Genomic DNA, 20,919 nt, shown 5'->3' on the forward strand with positions numbered 1-20,919 from the left:
CCGACTCTATCAGACCGTTTCCGTATCCGATTTCCTCGGCGCTTTCCAGGTTTCCGCTTTCGCGTTTCCCTTTCCGGCGAGTCCGACTCTATCAGCGATTTCCTGTCTCTCTGACCACCGTCCCGCAAACATGCAGAACGAGACCCCGAGATAGGATCTGACAAGTTGGGTGCTGCCAGGCAACGACGCTTGGTGACGTCGCTCAGCCTCAAGCAGGGGTACGACTGTACATGGGGCCCGGGAGCAGGCGCAAATCGTTTCCCCTGTGTTCTACGGCCGCCAACCGGGACCTCTCATGCGGAACCGGCACTTCATATGACATACCCTGCTGAAACAGTGTGCCGTCCGGGACAGGCAGTGACGGCCCATATAAATCTCCACCCCTGGGAGGCTTCCCATGACCACCGTGACGTCCCCTCTTGCAGGACGCGCCATCGGACTCGCAGCAGTACCGGACCCCGTGTTCTCCGGCGCCATGGTCGGCCCCGGCACGGCGATCGACCCCGTGCGTGAGCCCTCGGAGGCTGTCGCCCCCGTGGACGGCGTGATCGTCTCGCTCCACCCGCACGCGTTCGTCGTCGTCGACGGTGAGGGCCACGGCGTGCTCACCCACCTGGGCATCGACACCGTGCAGCTCAATGGCGAGGGCTTCGAGCTGCTCGTCAACAAGGGGGACACCGTGACGCGCGGCCAGGCCGTCGTCCGGTGGAACCCCGCCGCCGTGGAGGCCGCCGGCAAGTCCCCGGTGTGCCCGATCGTGGCCCTCGAAGCCACGGCCGACGCCCTCTCCAACGTCCGTGAGGACGGCGATGTGAAGGCCGACGACGAACTGTTCGGCTGGCAGTGACATCAGCGCCGTCCCGGACGGTGCGTACGACAATCATCGCGGCGGCGGGACCCGCCGCACTATCGGAGACGGGTGAGATGGAGACAACGCTGCGAGGCGTCGGCGTGAGCCACGGTGTGGCGATCGGCGAGGTTCGGCACATGGGGACGGCGGTTCTCGAACCGCCTGCCAAGCAGATCCCTGCGGAGGACGCGGAGCGCGAACAGGGGCGTGCCCGCAAGGCCGTGGAGGCTGTGGCGGCCGACCTGATTGCGCGCGGCAATCTGGCCGGAGGCGAAGCCCAGGGAGTGCTTGAGGCCCAGGCCATGATGGCCCAGGACCCCGAGCTGATGGCCGACGTGGAGCGGCGGATCACCGTGGGCAGCACGGCCGAGCGCGCGGTCTACGAGGCGTTCGCCGCGTACCGGGAACTGCTCGCGGGTGCCGGTGAGTACCTCGCCGGGCGGGTGGCCGACCTCGACGACGTGCGGAACCGCATCGTGGCGCGCCTGCTCGGCGTGCCGATGCCTGGTGTCCCGGACAGCGACGAGCCGTACGTCCTCATCGCCCGTGACCTCGCGCCCGCCGACACGGCGCTGCTCGATCCGGCTCTCGTGCTCGGTTTCGTCACCGAGGAGGGCGGGCCGACCAGCCACAGCGCGATCCTGGCCCGTGCGCTGGGCGTGCCCGCCGTGGTCGCTCTCCCGGGCGCCGGCGAGCTGGCCGAGGGGACCGTGGTTGCTGTCGACGGCAGCAGCGGCGAGGTCTTCGTGGAGCCGAGCGCCGAGAAGAAGGCGCAGCTGGAGTCGGCCGCGGCCGAGCGCAAGGCGGCGCTGTCGGCCTCGACGGGTCCGGGTGCCACGTCGGACGGGCACAAGGTGCCGCTGCTGGCCAACGTCGGCGGTCCCGCGGACGTGCCTGCTGCGGTGGCGGCCGGCGCCGAGGGTGTGGGCCTGTTCCGCACGGAGTTCCTTTTCCTCGACGACAGCCAGAACGCGCCGTCCGAGGAGAAGCAGGTCGAGGCGTACCGGCAGGTCCTGGAGGCCTTCCCCGAGGGCCGGGTCGTGGTGCGCGTGCTCGACGCCGGTGCGGACAAGCCGCTGGACTTCCTCACCCCGGCCGACGAGCCGAACCCCGCGCTGGGTGTGCGGGGTCTTCGCTCGCTGCTCGATCACCCCGATGTGCTGCGTACGCAGCTCACCGCCCTCGCGAAGGCTTCGGAGGGACTGCCGGTCTACCTCGAGGTGATGGCCCCGATGGTCGCGGACCGTACGGACGCCAAGGCGTTCGCGGACGCGTGCCGGGCGGCCGGGCTGCAGGCGAAGTTCGGCGCGATGGTGGAGATCCCCTCCGCCGCGCTGCGCGCTCGCTCGGTTCTCCAGGAGGTCGAGTTCCTGTCGCTCGGCACCAACGACCTCGCGCAGTACACCTTCGCCGCCGACCGGCAGGTGGGCGCGGTGTCCCGGCTCCAGGACCCGTGGCAGCCGGCGCTGCTCGACCTGGTGGCGCTGTCCGCGGACGCGGCCAAGGCCGAGGGCAAGAGCTGTGGTGTCTGTGGTGAGGCCGCGTCGGATCCGCTCCTCGCGTGTGTGCTGACCGGTCTGGGTGTCACCTCCTTGTCGATGGGTGCCGCGTCGATCCCCTATGTGCGGTCGACGCTGGCGAAGTACACGCTGGCCCAGTGCGAGCGCGCGGCTGCCGCCGCGCGTGCAGCGGACACGGCGGAAGAGGCGCGCGGCGCCGCGCAGGCTGTGCTGTCCGGCGAGTAGCCAGAGGGCACGGCCGGCCGGAGGGCGACGGTTGATCGTCGCGGCGGGATGAGGGGCGCTCCATCGGTGGATGGAGCGCCCCTTCGCGTTCAGTGGGTGTGGTCGCTCCCCTTTCCGGTGTCGCCGAGGTCGGGGGGTGTGCCGTAGTCGACGCCTGATTCCGGGGAGACCAGGTCGCCGGATTCGATGTCGGTGCAGTAGGCGTCGAACACCTCGGAGGCGGTGAGGGGTTCGAGGTTCTCGCCGCGCAGGCGCCATCCGTAGACGCGGTCGGTGGTGTCGGCCGTGGTGGTGCGCATGACGAGTCCGCCGGCACTGCGGGTGGCGATGCCGAGGGCGAGCACCGTGGTGAATTCGAGGGCCTCGGATTCGTCCAGGCGGATCGTGTCCTCGGTGTGCTCGTCCACGCGGAGGACGGCGACGAGTGTGTCGGGTGCCGTCGAGACGCTGCAGACCAGATGGAGGCTGCCGGGGCCGGCGGTGTCGAGGACGCGGGTGAGGAGGTGGGCGGCGCGGACGAAGGCGGCACGGCCGATGTCCTCGCCGCAGGTCGCGCAGGCTCCGATGCGGCTCAGGACGGTGGTGGCGTACTCCCACGTGGCCTGGCGGACGGCTTCGTCGACCAGGTCGGGGACGAGATCGGCCAGTGGTTGCCCGTCGTAGGGGACGGTGGGGCCGTTCGCCGCCAGATGTGCGGTGAAGCGGGTGCGGCTGGCGGGGGTGTCGGGTTCCAGGCCGCTTTCCGCGCAGAACTCGGCGTACTCGACCGGGTCGAACAGGGCCACCGAGGTGTGGCCGCCCTGGGCCGCGAGGCTTCGCAGCAGTGATTCGACCTGTTGGAGATAGGTGGTGTGGTCGTCGAAGGCGAAGCTGCGGTAGCTCCGCATGGTCCGGAAGTCGTGTTCGTCGGTCAGCAGGCCGATGGTGCCCGCGATCTCGCGGCGCAGGACACGTCGCAGGGTGTGGTGCCGGATGTCTGCCATTTCTCCCCCAGTGCGCAGTCGATCAATGCTCACTCACAGTAATCGAGGGCACTGACAATCCGGTCTGGGGGAGCAATCGGCGGCGGGACCGGGGGCAGGGTCCACCGCGGGGGCGGCCTGGTTCCCGTCAGCCGCGTCGGCGGGCCAGTTCCTCGTAGAAGTGCAGGAGTTCGATGTTGTCCACCGAGCCGACGTTGACCGCCTTGTCCAGCGGAGCGCCCTGGAGCAGGCGTTTGACCGGGACCTCGATGCGTTTGCCCGTCAGGGTGTGGGGGACGCCGGGGACTTCGATGACTTCGTCGGGGACATGGCGGGGCGAGAGCTGTTCGCGGATGGTCCGCTTGATGCGGTCCAGGAGTGCCTCGTCCAGGACGGCTCCGGGGGCGAGGTGGACGAACAGGGGCATCCAGTAGCCGCCGTCGGGCTGTTCGACGCCGATGACCAGCGATTCCCTGATCTCGGGGAGCCGCTCGACGGCTTCGTAGATGTCCGCCGAACCCATGCGGACGCCCTGCCGGTTGAGCGTCGAGTCGGAGCGGCCGTGGATGACGACGGAGCCTCGTGAGGTGACGGTGATCCAGTCGCCGTGGCGCCACACGCCGGGGTACGTGTCGAAGTAGCTGTCGTGGTAGCGGCTGCCGTCGGGGTCGTTCCAGAAGCGGATCGGCATGGAGGGCATCGGGTTGGTGACGACCAGTTCGCCGACCTCGTCGACGAGGGGCTTGCCGCTCGGGTCCCAGGACTGCAGGTCGGTGCCGAGGGCCGGGGCCTGGAGTTCGCCGATGTAGACGGGCAGGGTCGGGACGGCTCCGGCGAAACAGGAGCAGACGTCCGTGCCGCCGCTGACCGAGGCGATCCACAGGTCGTCGCGGACCTCGTCGTGCAGCCAGCGGAATCCGTCGGGCGGCAGGGGCGAGCCGGTGGTGGCGACGCACCGTACGCGGCTGAGGTCGAAGTCGCGGGAGGGGTGGACGCCGGCTTTGCGGCACGCCATGACGTAGGCGGCAGACGTGCCGAAAAGGGTCGCTCCGGTGCGTTCGGCGATACGCCACTGGGCGCCCGTGTCCGGGAAGCCGGGGCTGCCGTCGTACAGGATGACCGTCGTCCCGGTGAGGAGGCCCGAGACGAGGAAGTTCCACATCATCCAGCCGGTGGACGTGTACCAGAAGAAACGGTCCTCGGGGCCGAGGTCGCAGTGCAGGCCGAGCTGTTTGAGGTGCTCGACGAGGATGCCGCCCTGGGACTGGACGATGGCCTTGGGGAGGCCGGTCGTACCGGAGGAGTAGAGCACCCACAGGGGGTGGTCGAAGGGGACCTCCTCGAAGACGGGCTCGGTGTCGGAGGAGGTCAGGGACGACCACTCCAGAGCGCCGTCGGGGGCGTCGGTACCCAGCAGGGGAATGTGGACGACGGCGCGCAGGGTGGGCAGTTCGCGGCGCAGTTCTGCGACCACGTCGCGGCGGTCGTGTTGTTTGCCGCCGTAGCGGTAACCGTCGACGGTGAACAGGACGACGGGTTCGACCTGCTGGAAGCGGTCGAGTACGCTGCGTGCTCCGAAGTCGGGCGCGCAGGAGGTCCATACGCCGCCGACCGCCGCGGTGGCGAGGAGCGCGACGACGGCCTCGGGGATGTTCGGGAGATAGCCGCTGACGCGGTCCCCCGGCCGTACACCCAGGGCGCGCAGTTCCGCGGCCAGGGAGCCGACCTGGCGGCGCAGCTCGGACCAGGTCACCGGGACGGCCTCGTGGGTCTCGTCGACATGGAGGAGCGCGGGTTCGTCCGGCCGGGTCTCGGCGGCGCGCAGCGCGTGCTCCGCGTAGTTGACGGTCGCTCCGGCGAACCACCGCGCGCCCGGCATGGACCGGTCGCCGAGCACGCGCGCGTAGGGAGTCGAGAACCGTACGCCGAACCACTCGGTCACGGCTTTCCAGAACGTCTCCAGCTCCTCCACCGACCAGCGGTGGAGGGCCGCGTAGCCGCCGTCGGACGGGGCTCCGTGCCGGTCGGCGGCCCAGGTCTGGAACTTGGTGACCTGTGACTGGGCCACGATCTCGTCGGTGGGCCGCCAGAGCGGCAGGGGGTTCGCGGTGGACATGGAGCGGCTCCCGGACTGTGCGCGTCGTGTGCGTCGGTCGCGCACGGGAGGGGGTGTGCGCGGGACGCGGCTGACACGGACGATGCCATGTGATCGACTTCTGCACCAGAGCGCGCCGCTCATGGTCGGCGACGTGAAGATGTGGCGTCGCCGCGGGTGAACGGCAGTTGAACGGCTCACTCGCGTGACGCCGGTAGTGGCAGGGTGAGCAGCATGGACGGTCGTGACCTGGTGCGTTCGGTGAGAGCGGTCGGCTCGGGGGGTGCCACACAGGGGCTGCGCACGGTGCGGGCCGCGTGGCGCAGGAGGCGTGCTGACGCAGTGGGGCTGCCTCGGCCGGGTGCCGAGCGGGCGCGGGTGCCCGGACCGGTGCTCGGTGTGGAGCCGGGCCCCGGTGGCGGAGTCGTCCGCTTCACCCGCTCCGAGCTACGGATCAGTGTGGCGGTGAGCGGTGCGGTGTTCTGGGGCTGGGACGGGGCGGCTCCCGAGCCGTCGTACGCTCTCGCGGGCCGCTGTCCGGAGCCGGATCCGCGGGCCGTCCTGGAGCCGGACAAGGACGGCGGATGGCGGGTGGTCGCCGAGCGGGTCACGGTCGTGGTGTCGCGGCACGGGGCGGTCGAGGTGCGTACCCCGGGCGGGGTGGTCCTGCGGCGTGATCTGCCGCCGCGCTGGTGGGAGACGGCCGAGGGGGGCGCGGCCCGCTGGATGCAGCGCTCCGAGGTGGCGGCCGACGCCCGGTTCTTCGGGCTTGGCGGGCGGTCGCGCGGGCCACGGTTGCGGGACGGCGCGTACCGGTTGTGGAACACCGACCCGGGACGGGCCTTCGGGCCGGATGACGATCCGCTGTACGTCACCATGCCCATCCAACTGGTGGTCGCCGACGCGGGCACGCATCTGGTGTTCCACGACACCTCCTGGGACGGCACGGTGATTTTGCGCGAGGGCGAGGAGGGCGCCGGCTCCGGGCACGACCGGGCGGGTTCGTGCGAGCTGCGGATGGACGGCGGCCCGCTGCGCTGCTGGGTGATGGTGGGCACCCCCGCGCGCGTGCTGAACGCCTGGGCATCGCTGACCGGAGCCGCCGCGCTGCCTCCGGCGTGGGCTCTGGGACACCAGCACGCGCGGTGGGGCTTCGGCGGTGAGCAGGAGGTGCGCCGGATCGTCGCGGGCTACCAGGAGCGTGAACTGCCGCTGGACGCGGTCCACCTGGACATCGACCACTACGACGGGCACCGGGTGTTCACGGTGGACCGCGAGCGGTTCCCGAAGCTTCCCGTGCTGGCGGAGGAGTTGCGCCGGGACGGGATCCGGCTGGTGTCGATCATCGACGCGGCGGTCAAGGCGGAGCCGGGTGACGCGGTGTTCGACAGTGGTGTCGCGGAGGACGCGTTCGTGAAGGACGCCGCCGGGCGGCTCGTGCAGGGAGTGGTGTGGCCGGGCGAGTCGGTCTATCCGGACTTCACGCGCGCGGGTACGCGCGCGTGGTGGGGCGGCCGCTACAAGGAGAGGCTGGAGCAGGGGTTCGCGGGTTTCTGGCACGACATGAACGAGCCGACCTCGTTCACGGCCTTCGGCGAGTCGACGCTGCCCCGGTCGGCACGGCACTCTCTGGAGGGACGCGGCGGGGACCATCGTGAGGCTCACAACGTGTACGCCCTGGGCATGGCCCGGGCGGCGTATGAGGGGCTTCGTGAACTCGTCCCCCAGGAGCGGCCGTTCCTGTTCTCGCGCTCCGGCTGGGCCGGGATGCAGCGCTACGGAGGGACCTGGTCCGGGGATGTGGCCACCGGCTGGCCGGGGCTGCGGGCGTCGCTGTCGCTGGTCATGGGGCTCGGGTTGTGCGGGGTGCCCTATTCGGGGCCCGATGTGGGCGGGTTCGACGGCAGCCCGTCGCCCGAGCTGTATCTGCGGTGGTTCCAGCTCGGCGCCTACCTGCCGTTGTTCCGCACGCACGCGAGTCTGCGCGCGGGGCGCAGGGAGCCCTGGGAGTTCGGTGACGAGGTTCTGGGGCACGCGCGCGTGGCGCTCCTCGAACGACGGCGGCTGCTTCCGTACTTCATGACGCTGGCGCATCTGGCGCGACGCACGGGCGCGCCGTACGTCAGGCCGCTGTGGTGGGACACGCCGGAGGACCGCGCGCTGCGCGACTGCGAGGACGCCTTCCTGCTCGGGGACTGTCTCCTGGTGGCCCCGGTGCTGGATCACGGGGCGGACCGGCGGGCGGTCCAGCTTCCGCGCGGGCGCTGGTACGACACGGTGACCGGGCAGGCGTACGAGGGGCCGGCGCAGGTGCTGGTGGACGCCCCCTTGTCGCGGATTCCGGTGCTGGCGCGAGCCGGTTCGGTGCTGCCCGTTCGGGGTGTCGACGGCGGGCTGGAGCTGGAGGCGTGGGCTCCCGCGCGCGGGCGTGGCGGAAGCGGGCTCTTCGTGCCGGACGCGGGTGACGGGTGGGAGGAGTCGGAGATCGAGCGCTTCGTGACGCGCTGGGAGGGGCGCGAGGTGGTGGTGCGCCGGGCGGGCGGCAAGGGGGGTCTCAGCGAGCCCTCGTATCCGGTGCGTGTACGGGGGCTCGGGGCGGGGTGACCCTCAGATGTACCGTCCCTCGAACCAGGCTCGGACGGCCAGGGTGTGCAGCGGGAAGGCCAGTTCGGCCGGTCGGCGCAGCAGGTGCCAGCCGTCCGTCTCGTTCGTGGGGGCCGACGGCGGCAGTTCGGCGGCGGGGCGTTCCGGGAGGAGCCCGAAGAGCAGCAGATGGCCTGCGGGGGAACTCATCGCGTCGGCGAGGCGGACGTCCCTGGCCGCCGCGTCGATGCCCGTCTCCTCGCCGAGTTCCCGCACCAGGGCGTGCCGCCAGTCCTCCCGGTGGTCGATGAACCCTCCGGGCAGGGCGATGCCTCCGCGCGCGGGAGAGATGGTCCGGGTGATGACGACGAGTGCGGCGCCCTTGTCGTCGTAGGCGGGCTGGAGGGCGACGGCTACGGGCAGCGGGTTGCGGTAGGCCACCGTGCCGCAGGCGGGGCAGGTTCGGGGCCAGTCGGAGACGCCCTCTCCGTAGGGGGCGCCGCAGCTCGAACAGTGCGAGCCGGGGCCGAGATCGGCGGGCGGGTGCGGGGTCGCTGACACGAGGCGGACTGTAGCGGATCACCGAACACACGTCTTCGGGGTGGCCCGGACGGGGGCGGCCGGATCCACCCCCGTGGGCCCCGGCCGTCCCCACAGGTACTCCGACGCCCGGGCAGCCCCCTTGGTTCGCTTCGGCGCCCTGCCCAATTCCAGCGCCCCATGGCACACTTCTGACGTTCCGTCAGATCTGGTGTCGTGGAGGGACCTTGTCGCGCACACGTAGACCTGTCGTCGCCGGGTGGTTCACCGGCGAGGGCGGCGACTTCCGCCTGCTGGGCACGCGTTGTTCCGCGTGCGCCTCGGTGTTCTTTCCCCGCGAGGACACCTTCTGCCGCAATCCGGGCTGCCCGGGCGGCGAGCTGGCCGAGGTGCCGCTGTCTCCCCGCGGCCGCGTCTGGTCGTACACCGACAGCCGGTACCGGCCTCCGTCACCGTATGTGACCGATCCGGAACTCTCGTGGAACCCCTGCGCGTTGATCGCTGCGGAGCTGCAATCCGAGCGCCTCGTGGTCCTCGGTCAGGCGGCTCCCGGGATCACCGTCGCCGACCTGGCGGTGGGCATGGAGGTGGAGGTCGTCCCCGGCGTGCTGAACGAGGACGCGGAGACGACCTGGACGACATGGCACTGGCGGCCGACGGGAGTGACGGCGTGAGGAGCACGGGGCGTACGGGGGTGGCGGCGTGACCGGTGAGGTGGCGGTGCTCGGCGCCGGGATGCACCCATGGGGCAAGTGGGGCCGGGGGTTCGTCGAGTACGGGGTGGTGGCCGCGCGCGCGGCACTGGCCGACGCGGGGATCGACTGGCGCGATGTCGGGTCGGTCGTCGGAGCGGACACCGTTCGCGGCGGATATCCGGGGTATGTGGCGGGCGCGACGTTCGCGAAGGCCCTGGGGTGGCAGGGAGCCCGCGTGGCGAGCGTGTACGCGGCGTGCGCGTCCGGGGCGCAGGCACTCGCCACGGCGCGCGCGCAGATCCTCGCGGGTCTCTCGGACGTGGTGCTGGTGGTGGGGGCGGACGCCGCCCCCAAGGGGTTCTTCCGGCCCGCCGGCGGGGACCGGCCCGACGACCCGGACTGGTTGCGGTTCCGCGTCCTCGGGGCGACGAACCCGACGTACTTCGGGCTGTACGCGCGCCGCCGGATGTTCCTGCACGGCGACACACCGGACGACTTCGCCCAGGTCAAGGTGAAGAACGCGGCGGCCGGGGCGCTCAACGCCAACGCGCGCTACCGCAAGCGCGTCACCGCGCAGGAGGTCGCCGGCTCCGCGGTGGTCGCCGATCCGCTGCGGCTCCTGGACATCTGCGCGACCTCCGACGGCGGTGCGGCCGTGGTGCTGTCCAGCATGGAGTTCGCCCGTCGGCACGGTGTGGCGGCGCCGGTGCGTATCCGCGCGGTGTCCACGGTCACGCCCCGCTACCCCAGCACGGTCCTGGACCTGCCGGACATCGCCACGGACTCCGCCGTCGCGGTGGAGCCCGCGGCCGACACCTTCCGTGCCTCGATCGCGCGGGCGGCCTACGAGGAGGCGGGCGTCGGCCCCGGGGACCTGTCCCTCGCCGAGGTCTACGACCTGTCGACCGCCCTGGAGTTGCAGTGGTACGAGGATCTGGGGCTCTGCGCCGAGGGCGAGGCCGCCAAGCTGCTGAGGGAAGGCGCCACGGCGCTCGGCGGACGGATACCCGTGAACGTCAGCGGCGGACTCGCCTCCTTCGGTGAGGCCGTGCCGGCCCAGGCCATCGCTCAGGTGTGTGAGCTGACCTGGCAGTTGCGGGGCAGCGCCGGCGACCGGCAGGTGGCCGGGGCCCGCGTCGGGATCACCGCGAACCAGGGGCTGTTCGGACACGGCTCGGCGGTGGTCGCGGTGCGATAGGCCCGGTTCCCGCAGCCCTTGCCGGTCCGTTCGACGGCTTCAGACCGCCGAGGGCCGTGCGCACGCACGGTGACGAGCCCGGAATCGTGCGTGAACACCTCATGAATCGCCCACCGGCGTGCGCCGTCGGCGGCATCATGCTGCCGTGCCCTCCTGGACGGACAGTGTCCGCTTCGCCTTCCAGCCGGTCGTCAATCTGACGACCGGAGGGGTGGCGGCGCTGGAGATCCTCGCCCGTCCGGAGTCCGGCGACATCCTGGCACAGGCCCGGCGCGACCCCGAACTCGACGGACGGCTGGCCGCGTTGGCGGTCCGGGCCGCCGCCCACAGGGAGACCCTGCTCCCCCTGCACGTCAACGTCTTCGCCGGAACCCTCGCGGACCTCGGCCGGCTCACGGCGCTGCTGCGCGAGGTGCGCGACGCCGGACGGCTCCCCTGGGAGGTCACCGTCGACGTGGGCCCGCCCTACACGCACGTGCCCCAGCGCGCCCTGCTGGACGCCGTGGCCGCCGTGCGCGCCGAGGGCTTCCGGATCTGCGCGGACGGCGTGGGCGACGGTGACGTACCCCTGCGGCTGCTCACCGACCTGGCGCCCGAACTGATGAAGCTCGACGTGTCCCTGCTGTCGCGGCCCGCCGCAGTACGCGCGATGCGGACCCTCTGCGAGCAACTGGGCGCACTGCTCTCCGTGGAGGGCGTCGAGACCGAGCAGCAGTGTGCCGCGGCGCTGTCGTCGGGCGCCCAGCTCGCGCAGGGAGAGCTGTTCGCGGCACCCTCGCGGCTTCCCTCGGCGGACGTATACGTTCCGCCGCTGTCCCAGGGCGGCGCCCCGACGCCACGGCCCGGACCCTCCGTACGCCAGTTCGTCCGCCCGGCCGCGCTGCTTCCGGCGTCCGCGTCCGCCGGACAGGTCAGGGCACTGCTCACCGGGTCGCCCGAGGTGTCCGGGGTGCTCCTGGTGGACCCCTCCGGGATTCCGGTCCGGTCGGTGCACCGGTCGCGCTTCCTGCTGTCGATGTCCGGGCGCTACGGGCACGCGCTGTACGCCGACCGGCCGGCCGCCCGGCTCGGTGATCCGCCGCGTACGGTCGGCGTGGACGCCACGGCCTGGGAGGTGCTCGACGTCGTCGCCGACGGGGACCGGGACCGTACGTCCGACGACGTCGCGGTCGTCGACAGGTACGGGCGGTGCGTGGGCGTCGTGCGGCTCGCGGACCTCGTACGCGCCCTGTCCGAGAGCCGGGTCGAGGAGGCGGCGGGGCTCAATCCGCTGACCAGGCTGCCCGGTTCGGACGCGATCACCTCGGAGGTGGACCGGCGGATCGCGGCCGGCCGGATGTTCGCGCTGAGCTGGCTGGACGTCGACCACTTCAAACAGGTGAACGACGGCGCCGGGTTCGCCGCGGGCGACGAGCTGATCCGGGCGGTGGGGCGGGCGTTGCAGGTCATGGCGTCCGAGTCGACGCGTGTCGGACACATCGGCGGTGACGACTTCCTCGTCCTCACCGACCCCGACACACTGGACGCGCTGGCGAACGCGGCGCTCGACACGCCGTGGGCGGCCGGCGGGCGGGTCGTCACGCTGTCGCTGGCCACGGTGGTGTGCGTCCCCGGCAGCGTGAGCGACCACCGTCAGGCCGCCGCGTGCCTGGCGCCGCTCAAGAAGGCCGCGAAGGCGCTGGGCGGGGCGAGTTGGGCGCTGGGACGGGCCGGTCTGCCCGGCCATGAGATCCTTCGCGGCACGGGCACGGGCACGGGCACGGGGACTCCGGCTCCGGCTCCGGCTCCGGCTCCGGCTCCGGCTCCGGCTCCGGCTCCGAGGGCACCGTACGGACAGTCACTGACGGGTTGAGCGGCACCGGGTCACCGGTGGCAGTTCGCGGTCGCGGTGCCTGTGTCAGGGCGAGGCCCGGTTTGGCCGTTGGGCCCACGGGACTCGGTGGATTCGGGTGGCGCGGACGGACGGGCGGAGTGGCCCTCGGGGCGCCTTCCGGCCGTAAGTCCGGACGGCGAGACGTGGCGGCCGATTCCTCCCAGGGCCCCCGAGACGCGTCCCGTTTGCGCCCTTCGAACCGTTGCGGTCCACGACCTTGACGCCTCCTGGGCGCCGGAGAACACTTCCGGGTGTCAGTCGGCATCGCCGCGTTCGAGCGTGTGCGGGCACCGCGCCGCTCGACGACCTGCGCCCAGGGCCGTGTCCACAGGCGATTCCGCCACGACGCACGCTCACGACGGCACGCTCGTCACGGACGCCGGGCGGGGCACGGAACCTCCCCGCCCTCGGACCGCCCGGCGCCGGTGTGCGCCGCCCGCACGCTCCACAGGTCCCGCCGTCCATGACACGACCGTCCGACCCGCACGCAGCTCCTGACGAAGCACACGTAAGGGGACGCCATGACGGACAACGCCGAGAAGTACGTCGCCGCGATCGACCAGGGCACCACATCGAGCCGCTGCATCATCTTCGACCGGGGTGGCGCGATCGTCGCCGTCGACCAGCGTGAGCACCGCCAGATCTTCCCGAAGCCGGGGTGGGTGGAGCACGACGCCACCGAGATCTGGTCCAAGGTCCAGGCGGTGGTCGCGGGGGCGATCGCCAAGGCCGGACTGCGCGCCAACCAGGTGAGCGCGCTCGGCATCACCAACCAGCGCGAGACGACCGTGCTGTGGGACCGCGCCACCGGGAAGCCCGTCCACAACGCGATCGTCTGGCAGGACACCCGTACCTCGGCGCTCTGCGCGGAGCTGGGCGGCACGGACGGCCAGGACCGCTTCCGCGAGCAGACCGGACTCCCCTTGGCCAGCTACTTCTCCGGGCCCAAGGCTGCCTGGCTGCTGGACAACGTGCCTGGCCTGCGCGCGCGTGCCGAGCGCGGCGAGATCGCCTTCGGCACGATCGACTCGTGGCTCATCTGGAACCTGACCGGCGGGACGGACGGCGGCCGGCACGTCACGGACGTGACGAACGCGGGCCGGACGATGCTGATGGACCTGGAGACGCTCCAGTGGGACCCGTCGATCCTCTCGGCGATGAACATCCCCGAGGCGGTGCTCCCGGAGATCAGGTCCTCCGCCGAGGTGTACGGCACCGCGGTGGGCCGGCTCGCCGGTGTTCCCGTGGCGTCGGCGCTCGGCGACCAGCAGGCCGCGGTCTTCGGACAGACCTGCTACGAGGTCGGAGCCGCCAAGAACACTTACGGCACGGGGAGTTTCCTGCTGCTCAACACCGGGAACCGGCCCGTTCCCTCGAAGAACGGGCTGCTGACCACCATGGGGTACAAGATCGGCTCCGAGGCGCCCGTCTACTGCCTGGAGGGGTCGATCGCGATCACCGGCGCGCTCGTCCAGTGGTTCCGCGACCAGCTCGGCATCATCCGCAGCGCCGACGAGATCGAAACGCTGGCGGCGAGCGTCGAGGACAACGGGGGCGCCTACATCGTGCCCGCCTTCTCGGGCCTGTTCGCGCCCTACTGGCGGTCCGACGCGCGCGGCGTGATCACCGGTCTGACGCGGTACGTCACCAAGGCGCACCTAGCCCGCGCGGTGCTGGAGGCGACCAGTTGGCAGACGCGCGAGGTCGTGGACGCCATGCACCAGGACTCCGGCGTCCAGATCACCACCCTGAAGGTGGACGGCGGCATGACGAAGAACAATCTGCTGATGCAGCACCAGGCGGACGTTCTCGGCGTGCCGGTGATCCGTCCGAAGGTGTCCGAGACGACCTGCCTGGGAGCCGCGTACGCGGCCGGGCTCGCCACCGGTGTGTGGGGCGACCTCGACGAGTTGACGTCGCACTGGCAGAAGGACGTCGAGTGGAGGCCGTCCATGGAGACGTCGGTGCGTGACCGCGAGTACCACAACTGGCGCAGGGCGGTGGAGAAGAGCTTCGGCTGGCACGACGACGCGATCGGCTGAACACGGCGTCCGGGGGCCGCGGCAGCCGGCGCGAAACAGGGCTCCACGCGTGCGTGCCCCTCGGGTGAGCCACGCGCGCGTGGCCGACCGCGGCTCGTACCCCTGTCGGCGGGGGTACGGGCCGCACCGGTGCGTCGCGACTGCGAGCGCGCGTCAGGTGGTCACGGCGGCGCGGCGGTCGGCGGCGCGGGCCATGGCGTGCTGGACGACGCGGATGAGGACTTCCTTGACGGTCTCCCGGTCCCGCGCGTCGCACAGCACGACGGGGACACCGGGGTCGAGGTCGAGTGCCTGCCGGACGGTGTCTGTGGGGTAACGGGCGGCGCCGTCGAAGCAGTTGACCCCCACGACGAAGGGTATGGAGCGGCGCTCGAAGTAGTCGACGGCGGCGAAACAGTCCTCCAGGCGGCGGGTGTCCGCCAGGACGACGGCGCCCAGGGCCCCGGTGGCGAGTTCGTCCCAGAGGAACCAGAAGCGGTCCTGACCCGGGGTGCCGAACAGGTAGAGGACCAGGTCCTCGCGGAGGGTGATGCGGCCGAAGTCCATGGCCACCGTGGTGGTGTGTTTGCCCTCGACTCCGCTGAGGTCGTCCACGGGCCGGCCTGCCTCGGTGAGGAGTTCCTCGGTGCGCAGCGGTTTGATCTCGCTGACCGCGCCGACGAGGGTCGTCTTGCCCACGCCGAAGCCCCCGGCCACCAGGATCTTGAGCGTGACGGGCTCGACCGGGGGCTTGCCGCGCTCAGTACGCCCGAAGATCATCGTTCTCTTCTCCTGCTGGGTGTTGGTCGGGCGGCGGTGGTCCGTAGCCTCCGCCGCCGGGGGTTTCGATGACGAGGACGTCGTCCGGGCCGACGTCCGCCGAAGCGCTGCCACCGAGGTCGGTGACCGCGCCGTCGGCGTGTTCGACTCGGTTGGTGCCGAGCGCGCCGGCCTCTCCGCCGGCCATGCCGTACGGCGGGACCCTGCGGTGCTGGGAGAGTGTCGAGACGGTCATCGGCTCGCGGAAGCGGACACGGCGGACGGCGCCGTCGCCGCCGCGCCTCTGTCCGGCTCCGCCGCTGCCGTGCCGGAGGGCGAACTCGTCCAGCAGGACGGGCAGTCGCCACTCCAGGACCTCGGGATCGGTGAGCCGTGAGTTGCTCCCGTGGGTCTGTACGACGGGGGCGCCCTGGAAGCCCTCCCCCGCGCCCGACTCGGTGGCCACGGTCTCGTAGTACTGGTGCCGCTCGTTGCCGGAGGTCACGTTGTTCACGGATGCCCGCCACGGCGGCGTCGGCGTAGCGGGACGGGTTGTCCGAGAGGAGTTTGTGGGTGAGGGGCCGGCCGTCGGGGCGCCGCGCGACGACGTCGGTGAACGTTCCGCCCCGGTCGACCCCAGCACTGCCAGCCTGTCACGTCTGTTCCCCGCTTCCGCCCGGCTCAGAGCGCCCGGAGGCCGCTGATCACGTCGCGCAGAATACTCTCGTCCGGCAGCTCGGCAGGGGGTACGGGACGTGTCACGTGCACCATGTCGTCGGCGACGAGGTCCCCGATGAGCACCCGCACCACGCCGATGGGCAGGTCCAGCTCGGCGGCGAGTTCGGCGACGGACTGGGGCGCGTCGCGGCAGAGTTCGACGATCTCCACGTGCTCCGGGGACAGCGAGTGGTCCGCCTCGGGGTCCTCGGCGTGCTGCTCGGCGATCACCAACGCGATCAGGTCGAGGCGGTGCTGGGCCGCGCTGGTGGTGCGGCCGCGTGTCATGGCGTACGGACGAACCACCGGTCCGGCTTCGTCGTCGAACCAGTGGCGTGCGTCCTGGCCGTTTCCCTGACCGTCTCCGCTCATGTCATCCCACTACCCACCGGCGGGCAGATCGGTGCGCGGAGCGGCGGCCAGATGTGCGCCGACCCGCTTGACGAGAAGTGTCATCTCGTACGCGACCTGGCCCACGTCCGAGTCGGCGTCGGCGAGGACGGCGAGGCAACTGCCGTCGCCCGCGGCGGTGACGAAGAGAAACGCCTCGTCGAGTTCCACGACGGTCTGCCGGACGCTGCCCGCCTCGAAGTGCCGGCCCACGCCCTTGGCGAGGCTGTGGAAGCCGGACGCGACAGCGGCGAGGTGTTCGCTGTCCTCCCGGGTGAGGTCCTTGGAGGCCCCGGTGGGAAGTCCGTCGCCGGAGAGCACGATCGCCTTGCGGATGCTGGCGACGCGGTCCACGAGTTCGTCGAGCAGCCAGTTCAGATCCCCGGTCCCACTACTGGTCGCGGTGGTTCCTGCGGCCTTCGGTGCGGTCATCGACCGTCCCCCTTTGTCGTTCGTCGTGCTGAGCCGTCCTGGGCCTGGTCGCCCACGGCGTTCTCCTCGCGGCCGCGCTGCCAGCCTCGCTGGAGGGAGGCCATGCGGCTGCGTACTTCGTCGGCGTCCCGTTCGGTGGGGTCCGCTCCCCCGCTGTCGCGGAGGGTGTCGCGATCGGCGAGCCGCGCGGGGCCGTCCTTCAACTGCGGTGCCAGGTTCGCCTGCCGGACCCGCCGGGGCAGCGGATTCGTACCGGCGCCCGGCTCCTCCCTGTCCCGGTAGGAGCGGGGCGGAGTGTTGTCGGGGCGCGGCGACGGGGAGGTGTCGCGGGTGCGCTGGGGCAGGGCCGGGGTATCGCGGAGGCCGGCCGCGTCACTCTGCCCGGGAGCCTCACGGAGGTCGGGTGCCGTGTGCGGGCCGGGGGTGCCGGAGCGCTGGTCACCGCGCCGGGCCGGACCGGTGGGTCGGTCACCGCGTCGCCGGGGCAGCGGTTTGGTGCCCTCGAAGTCGGCGGGGCGCCGGTCCGGGCGGTCCGCGCCGTCCGTGGCTCCCCGGGCGGTGGCCGTGTTCCTGCCGCGCACCGGCTCCAGGTCCGGCGCGGGCTCGATGCCGTCGGACCCGGTGGAGCTGCCGGACCTGCCCGCGCCGTCGGACCTGTCGTCCTGGCTCTCGGCTCGCAGCGAGCGCGTCGGCGCGACGGGCCGTCCGTGGGAGCTGACGAGCTTGGGCGTCCGGCGCCTCGGCAGCGGGACGGGGCCGGTGGCGGGCCGGTCGGCGTCACCCGCCCGTGCGGGCTCGTCGCTGCCCTCCCGGGCCTGCTGGTGGTGGTCCGCGGGGACGCCGGCGATGGAGGTGCGCGGGCGGAAGAGGCCACCGCGTTCGCTGTCGTCGTCGCCGAGCGCGCCCGGGAATCCGGTGATCGTGTCGAGTTCGACGGGCGCTTCCAGTTCGACCGGACCGTCCAGGATCGACGCGGGCAGTCCCGGCAGCCGCACCGGCTTCTGGGAGAGGGCCGCGGTACGGCTCTGCCCGGTCTCGCCCTCCTTGGTGGGCAGCGCGCGGTCGAGCCGGAAGCCCATGCCGTTGGTGTCCGGGACGTCGTCGGTGAGCAGGGAGTCCGGGATGAGGACGACCGCGGTGGTTCCGCCGTACGGGGACGGCTGGAGGGAGACGCGGACGTTCTGCCGCTGGGCGAGCCGGCTGACCACGAAGAGTCCGAGCCGGTCGGTGTCGGAGAGCTCGAACTCCGGGGTCTCCGCGAGACGCAGGTTCGCGTCGAGCAGCGCCTCGGCGGCCATGCCGAGGCCCCGGTCGTGGATCTCCAGGGTGAAGCCGTTGGCGACCCGCTCGCCGACGACGTGGACAGCGGTGTGCGGGGGCGAGAACACCGTGGCGTTCTCCAGCAGTTCGGCGACGAGATGCGTGAGGTCGGCGACCGCGGGTCCGGTGACGGCGACCCGGGGCAGTCGGCGCACCTCGATGCGCTCGTAGTCCTCGACCTCGGCGACGGCGGCGCGGACGATGTCCATGAGCTGGACCGGCTTGCGCCACTGCCGGGAGGGCGCGGCACCGGACAGGATGACCAGGCCCTCCGCGTGCCGGCGCATACGGGTGGTCAGGTGGTCGAGGCGGAACAGGTCGGCCAGCTCGTCGGTGTCCTCGGTCCTGCGCTCCATGGTGTCGAGCAGGGTGAGCTGCTTGTGGAGGAGTACCTGGCTGCGGCGGGCGAGATTGACGAAGACCTCGGAGACGCCCTCGCGCAGTTCGGACTGCTTGACGGCTGCCTCGACGGCCGCGCGCTGAAGGGTGTTGAGTGCCTGGCCGACCTCGCCGATCTCGTTGCGGTCGTACTCCAGGCGCGGCACCTCGGTCTCGACGTCGACCTTTTCGCCGGCGGAGAGGCGGCGCATGACGCTGGGCAGCCGGACTCCGGACGCCTCGTGGGCCTCCAGTCGCAGTCGTCGCAGGTCGCGGATGAGGCCGCGGCCGATGCGGACGGACATGACGATGGAGACGAGCAGGGCGATGAGACCGAGCACTCCGGCGACGACCGCCTGGAGGATGACGCCCATCGCCACGGGCTTGACGCGGTCCTGGTAGCGGTCGCCGGTCTGGTCGTCGAGGGCGCCCAGTTCCTTGAGGACGTGGCCGGCGGCGCGGTCCCAGCTCTTCGCGGTGACTCCGCGCGGGGTGCCGTTCCCGGAGGTGACGACGGCCTGTTCGGCCACGCGCAGGGGTGCGGTGTCGGCGTTCTTCCAGAAGCGCTCGTAGCGTTCGCGTTCCGAGGAGGGCAGGAGCGGCAGGCTGACGTCGTAGAGGAGGGTGCGCTGGGCGATGAGGTCGGAGATGTCGCGCAGTTCGTCGCGGGTGGTGCGGCCGGAGACCAGCGCGGAGCCGAGGAGGGCGTCCTCGCGGGAGAGCAGTTCGCGTGCGCGGGCCACGTTGACGAGGGCGCGGCCCTCTTTGTCGACCTCCACGTCGTCCACCACGTGGAGGTTGGCCATCAGGACGTAGCAGGGGTCGATCAGCCGGTTGTACAGGTCGAGGGCCTGCGAGCGGTTGACGGTGCCGTCCTCGACGCTGCGGCGCAGTGAGTCGATGCCGTCGGCGGCGTCGAGGAGGGAGGCGAGGCGTTCGGAGGTGCCGTGGTTGAGCTTGTCGCGGACGTCCTTGTCCCGGGAGTTCGCGCGGACCTTGGCCACGACGCGGTCGGTGGCGGTGCGGCTCCGCTTGAGCGCGGCGAGGCCGTCGGAGGCGCGGGGGTCGGCCAGGTAGACGAGGGTCTGGCGGCGTTCCTGCTGGAGGACTCTGACGGCGTCCTCGGTCGGGTACCCGATCTTCTCCACGATGTCGGACACGCTGAACAGCCGGCTCGCCTCGCGACCGGTGAGGACGGTGGTGAAGGCCCAGATCGCGGTCAAAGACACCAGAGGCACGAGGAGCAGCGCCACGATCTTCCGGCGGATGGACTTCCCGCGAAAGCGCATGGCCTCCCCCAGCTCGACCCCTCCGGTTCGGGGGGTACACCTGTGCGTCAACAAACGGCGTGAGCCTACTACTGACACACAGGTAACTCGAAGGCCTGTCCACACCCGCTCCGGCCCCGACTGGGAACCAGACATGGGGAGTTGTCCGTTCATTGGGGGAGATTGCCTCCCCGTTTCAGGCAGGTGGGGCGGGATCACAACGAAGGAATGAACTTGGTCAGTTGGCCGGATTTCTTCGATCGCCGGGAATCTTCGGCGCAGGTCGTTCGTCTTTCCGTAGGGGAGTTGAGGGTGGAATCGGCCACAGGCTCCGCATGCCGCACTCAGGCGGCGTAAAAGGACGCAAGCCGGGCAGCCACTGGGGAGCGGGTGTTGCACGACATCCGTGTGGGATGGCTGCCGGGCGGTGGGGAGTGACGAGTTGATGGGCACGGCGGAGCGGAGCGGGACACTGGAGGCAGAGGTGGCGCCGCGTGAGGCGGCGCGACCCGCGACGCGGGCACCGGAGCGCGGCATACCGACGGCTGGGCGTGATCAGCGGGACCGGCCGCGAGCGGCGGCGGATGAGCGGGACCGGGCGAGTGCCCGGTACGCGGCCGGCCAACGGCACGGCCGGGCCGACGAGAAGGGCGCCGTCACGGACACGTACGAACACGAGCGGGACGAGGAGCGGGCCTACTACCGGCCGCTGTGGATCGAGGAGCCCGCGCGCAAGCGGCGGCTGCCGGATCCGGTGCGGACATCGGCGGTGCGGGCGGTGCTCATCATCTCGGTGACGCTGATGCAGGCGGTCGTCGCCTTCCTGTGCACGGTGACGGGGTCCTGGCTGGCGTTCCCGATGGTTCTGAGCAGCGTGGCAAGCACGGTCGTGGCCACCTGGGCGGCCCTGGACGTCTGGGTGACCCGGCAGGTGTGGAACCAGCGGCACGGTGTCGTGTCGGAACCGAGCAGCACGGCGCGGGCGCTCCGGCGGGAGCGTCGTAAGGCCAGGCGTCACGCGCGGGTCTCGGCGCGGGCACAGGAGCGGATACGCAGGCGCGGCGGTGCCGGGCGGCTGTCGCACTCGTAGCGA

General features: G+C 71.6%; 15 protein-coding genes and 1 pseudogene. 8 read left to right on the forward strand and 8 right to left on the reverse strand.

What is annotated here, in order from left to right; translation table 11 throughout:
* The first annotated feature begins 397 nt into the window (after positions 1 to 397).
* Together AB0912_RS18320 and ptsP are read left to right on the forward strand one after the other, a co-directional pair.
* A complete protein-coding gene (locus AB0912_RS18320) occupies positions 398 to 847 on the forward strand; it encodes a PTS glucose transporter subunit IIA (RefSeq protein ID WP_366700830.1) in 450 nt (149 codons plus the stop codon).
* A 77-nt stretch (positions 848 to 924) separates the two neighbouring features.
* Positions 925 to 2,595 carry a phosphoenolpyruvate--protein phosphotransferase gene (gene ptsP / locus AB0912_RS18325; RefSeq protein WP_366700832.1) on the forward strand — a complete coding sequence of 557 codons (1,671 nt, stop codon included), beginning with the start codon at positions 925 to 927 and terminating at the stop codon, positions 2,593 to 2,595.
* Between the two features lie 89 nt (positions 2,596 to 2,684).
* Here the strand turns inward: ptsP and AB0912_RS18330 are convergent, their stop codons facing one another.
* Together AB0912_RS18330 and AB0912_RS18335 are read right to left on the reverse strand one after the other, a co-directional pair.
* Positions 2,685 to 3,578, reverse strand: a complete 894-nt coding sequence (locus tag AB0912_RS18330) for a hypothetical protein (RefSeq protein ID WP_366700834.1) — start codon at positions 3,576 to 3,578, stop codon at positions 2,685 to 2,687.
* A gap of 127 nt (positions 3,579 to 3,705) precedes the next feature.
* Entirely contained in the window at positions 3,706 to 5,673 is a 1,968-nt protein-coding gene (locus tag AB0912_RS18335) for an acetoacetate--CoA ligase (protein ID WP_366700836.1), read from the reverse strand.
* A 213-nt stretch (positions 5,674 to 5,886) separates the two neighbouring features.
* Between AB0912_RS18335 and AB0912_RS18340 the strand changes: the two genes are divergently transcribed.
* On the forward strand, positions 5,887 to 8,256 hold the full coding sequence (locus AB0912_RS18340; RefSeq protein WP_366700838.1) for a TIM-barrel domain-containing protein: 2,370 nt from the start codon (positions 5,887 to 5,889) through the stop codon (positions 8,254 to 8,256).
* A 3-nt stretch (positions 8,257 to 8,259) separates the two neighbouring features.
* On the opposite strand, the gene AB0912_RS18345 is transcribed toward AB0912_RS18340, so the two are convergent.
* A complete protein-coding gene (locus AB0912_RS18345; RefSeq protein WP_366700840.1) occupies positions 8,260 to 8,796 on the reverse strand; it encodes an NUDIX domain-containing protein in 537 nt (178 codons plus the stop codon).
* A gap of 206 nt (positions 8,797 to 9,002) precedes the next feature.
* Between AB0912_RS18345 and AB0912_RS18350 the strand changes: the two genes are divergently transcribed.
* The 4 genes from AB0912_RS18350 (at position 9,003) to glpK (ending at position 14,583) form a co-directional block, all read left to right on the forward strand.
* Positions 9,003 to 9,449 (forward strand): zinc ribbon domain-containing protein, encoded by a 447-nt coding sequence (locus tag AB0912_RS18350; RefSeq protein WP_366700842.1) that lies wholly within the window; start codon positions 9,003 to 9,005, stop codon positions 9,447 to 9,449.
* Between the two features lie 28 nt (positions 9,450 to 9,477).
* Complete coding sequence (locus AB0912_RS18355) at positions 9,478 to 10,668, forward strand: lipid-transfer protein (RefSeq protein WP_366700844.1); 1,191 nt, start codon at positions 9,478 to 9,480, stop codon at positions 10,666 to 10,668.
* Positions 10,669 to 10,813: 145 nt separating this feature from the next.
* Positions 10,814 to 12,520: a GGDEF domain-containing protein gene (locus AB0912_RS18360; protein ID WP_366700846.1), complete on the forward strand. Its 1,707-nt coding sequence runs from the start codon at positions 10,814 to 10,816 to the stop codon at positions 12,518 to 12,520.
* 542 nt (positions 12,521 to 13,062) lie between these two features.
* Positions 13,063 to 14,583: a glycerol kinase GlpK gene (gene glpK / locus AB0912_RS18365; protein ID WP_366700848.1), complete on the forward strand. Its 1,521-nt coding sequence runs from the start codon at positions 13,063 to 13,065 to the stop codon at positions 14,581 to 14,583.
* A 153-nt stretch (positions 14,584 to 14,736) separates the two neighbouring features.
* Here the strand turns inward: glpK and AB0912_RS18370 are convergent, their stop codons facing one another.
* The 5 genes and pseudogenes from AB0912_RS18370 to AB0912_RS18390 form a co-directional block, all read right to left on the reverse strand.
* The gene (locus AB0912_RS18370; protein WP_366700850.1) at positions 14,737 to 15,342 is read right to left on the reverse strand and encodes an ATP/GTP-binding protein; all 606 of its coding nucleotides are present in this window, start codon (positions 15,340 to 15,342) and stop codon (positions 14,737 to 14,739) included.
* Positions 15,323 to 15,838 (reverse strand): annotated as a pseudogene (locus AB0912_RS18375) (hydantoinase B/oxoprolinase family protein); the annotation flags it as partial. The gene AB0912_RS18370 and the pseudogene AB0912_RS18375, both read right to left, overlap by 20 nt.
* Before the next feature lie 164 nt (positions 15,839 to 16,002).
* The gene (locus AB0912_RS18380) at positions 16,003 to 16,410 is read right to left on the reverse strand and encodes a DUF742 domain-containing protein (protein WP_366700852.1); all 408 of its coding nucleotides are present in this window, start codon (positions 16,408 to 16,410) and stop codon (positions 16,003 to 16,005) included.
* A 9-nt stretch (positions 16,411 to 16,419) separates the two neighbouring features.
* On the reverse strand, positions 16,420 to 16,860 hold the full coding sequence (locus AB0912_RS18385; protein WP_366700854.1) for a roadblock/LC7 domain-containing protein: 441 nt from the start codon (positions 16,858 to 16,860) through the stop codon (positions 16,420 to 16,422).
* Positions 16,857 to 19,847 (reverse strand): nitrate- and nitrite sensing domain-containing protein, encoded by a 2,991-nt coding sequence (locus AB0912_RS18390; RefSeq protein WP_366700856.1) that lies wholly within the window; start codon positions 19,845 to 19,847, stop codon positions 16,857 to 16,859. Before AB0912_RS18390 ends, AB0912_RS18385 begins: the two co-directional genes overlap by 4 nt.
* Positions 19,848 to 20,271: 424 nt before the next feature.
* On the opposite strand from AB0912_RS18390, the gene AB0912_RS18395 reads away from it, so the two are divergent.
* Positions 20,272 to 20,916, forward strand: coding sequence for a hypothetical protein (locus tag AB0912_RS18395; protein ID WP_366700858.1), 645 nt, complete (start codon positions 20,272 to 20,274; stop codon positions 20,914 to 20,916).
* The last annotated feature ends 3 nt before the right edge of the window (positions 20,917 to 20,919 follow it).

Origin of the sequence: Streptomyces sp. NPDC007084 (assembly GCF_040703595.1) — a bacterium.
Lineage (GTDB): Bacteria > Actinomycetota > Actinomycetes > Streptomycetales > Streptomycetaceae > Streptomyces.

What these genes read in the sequence shown, in the direction of transcription:
- AB0912_RS18385 (WP_366700854.1), bottom strand. Translation starts at nt 16,860, where the DNA reads ATGACCGCACCGAAGGCCGCAGGAACCACCGCGACCAGTAGTGGGACC.
- AB0912_RS18380 (WP_366700852.1), bottom strand. Translation starts at nt 16,410, where the DNA reads ATGAGCGGAGACGGTCAGGGAAACGGCCAGGACGCACGCCACTGGTTC.
- AB0912_RS18335 (WP_366700836.1), bottom strand. Translation starts at nt 5,673, where the DNA reads ATGTCCACCGCGAACCCCCTGCCGCTCTGGCGGCCCACCGACGAGATC.
- AB0912_RS18395 (WP_366700858.1), top strand. Translation starts at nt 20,272, where the DNA reads ATGGGCACGGCGGAGCGGAGCGGGACACTGGAGGCAGAGGTGGCGCCG.
- AB0912_RS18320 (WP_366700830.1), top strand. Translation starts at nt 398, where the DNA reads ATGACCACCGTGACGTCCCCTCTTGCAGGACGCGCCATCGGACTCGCA.
- AB0912_RS18370 (WP_366700850.1), bottom strand. Translation starts at nt 15,342, where the DNA reads ATGATCTTCGGGCGTACTGAGCGCGGCAAGCCCCCGGTCGAGCCCGTC.
- AB0912_RS18330 (WP_366700834.1), bottom strand. Translation starts at nt 3,578, where the DNA reads ATGGCAGACATCCGGCACCACACCCTGCGACGTGTCCTGCGCCGCGAG.
- ptsP (WP_366700832.1), top strand. Translation starts at nt 925, where the DNA reads ATGGAGACAACGCTGCGAGGCGTCGGCGTGAGCCACGGTGTGGCGATC.
- AB0912_RS18340 (WP_366700838.1), top strand. Translation starts at nt 5,887, where the DNA reads ATGGACGGTCGTGACCTGGTGCGTTCGGTGAGAGCGGTCGGCTCGGGG.
- AB0912_RS18390 (WP_366700856.1), bottom strand. Translation starts at nt 19,847, where the DNA reads ATGCGCTTTCGCGGGAAGTCCATCCGCCGGAAGATCGTGGCGCTGCTC.
- glpK (WP_366700848.1), top strand. Translation starts at nt 13,063, where the DNA reads ATGACGGACAACGCCGAGAAGTACGTCGCCGCGATCGACCAGGGCACC.